This window comes from Vibrio sp. S12_S33, assembly GCF_963889785.1.
In the GTDB taxonomy this organism is placed as follows: domain Bacteria; phylum Pseudomonadota; class Gammaproteobacteria; order Enterobacterales; family Vibrionaceae; genus Vibrio; species Vibrio aestuarianus.
In genome coordinates, this window is record NZ_CAWPQZ010000163.1 from 1 (window position 1) to 1,125 (window position 1,125).

General features: G+C 39.7%; 1 pseudogene. It reads left to right on the plus strand.

Annotation, left to right across the window (positions count from 1 at the left end):
• A pseudogene (locus AACW06_RS19660) lies at window positions 1-161 on the plus strand (pentapeptide repeat-containing protein); the annotation flags it as partial.
• Between the last annotated feature and the right edge of the window lie 964 nt (window positions 162-1,125).

The following is a 1,125-nucleotide window of genomic DNA, read 5'->3' on the forward strand; positions in this document are numbered from 1 at the left end:
GCTACAGTTTATTTATGAGAACAAATTTGCAAGGTGTTGATTTCAGTGAATCAACAGCATACTCAATTGACGTATTAGAAAATAACGTTAAAAAGGCTAAGTTTTCACGATATGAAGCGTTGAGCTTATTAGAAAGCTTAGGTATTGAATTGGTGGATTAATAGCCTAACAAGCAATTTAAGAGGGATTCCCAACGCTTGGCATTTTGCTTCTACTTCAATTTTAGTGTTTACGGTACAATGCTTTAGGTACGGTGGTAGCGTTGCTCACCCCTTAATTGGGCGTTAGCTGGGGTTAAGAAAAGCTGTGAATTTAGGGTGGAAAGGCTTTCGGTTTTCTAGCTACACACCAGACAAATCTCAGCTTTTCAACTATCTCGCCAGTGGCACTTTTCGGGAAGTGTTTGAACTTAACGAAGTCTGCTTACGGGAAGTGTTGTGTTTGTTAAGTTCGTTGGCGCGGCTTCTTTGTTTTTGAACTTCATGAATGCCTAAATTCGTTTAGTGTGCTTTGTCGTTGGTTTTTTCGATAGAATTCTTTGCAAATTACCGAGTTCAGGAATGGTGATTTCCTCGGTTATTTCTTCTTTGCCAAGCGCATTTCGTGGATTAGGTTTTAATTTCACAGCTGTCCGTTTTACTTTGCCGTTTGAAAGCAATAATGTGTTTGAAATTAGGTATTTTGGCGTAATTTGCTAGCGAAAGTGCAGTAGCTAACTAGGCGTTTAAGACGGATTCCCAACGCTTGGGAGTTTCGGTTCTAGGTTGAGTGTTGTGTTTAAGGCGCAATGGTTTAGGATTGTGGTCGCGTTGCTCACCACTTAACGCGGCGTTATGTGTTTGATGAGTTTTTAAGGTTCTTGGGTTGCCTCAATTTAGTTTTGGATCTGGTTTGTGTTGAGGTTCGTTGGTTTCAAATCGCTTTAATTGAAATGTCTTTTTGACTGGTTTTCTTGCTGACATTCAGCTCTGAAAATCTGGTGACGCAAAAGGTTTAGTGGTTGCTGAAAGTGCGCTTTCTTTGTTGTTGATTCTGTAAGTGGCTTTCTTCGGCTAAGATCGCTGTGAAATTTAGGTTTTGGTCAGCATCGTTTTTGTACGTAACTTATTCAAATATCTTCATTTC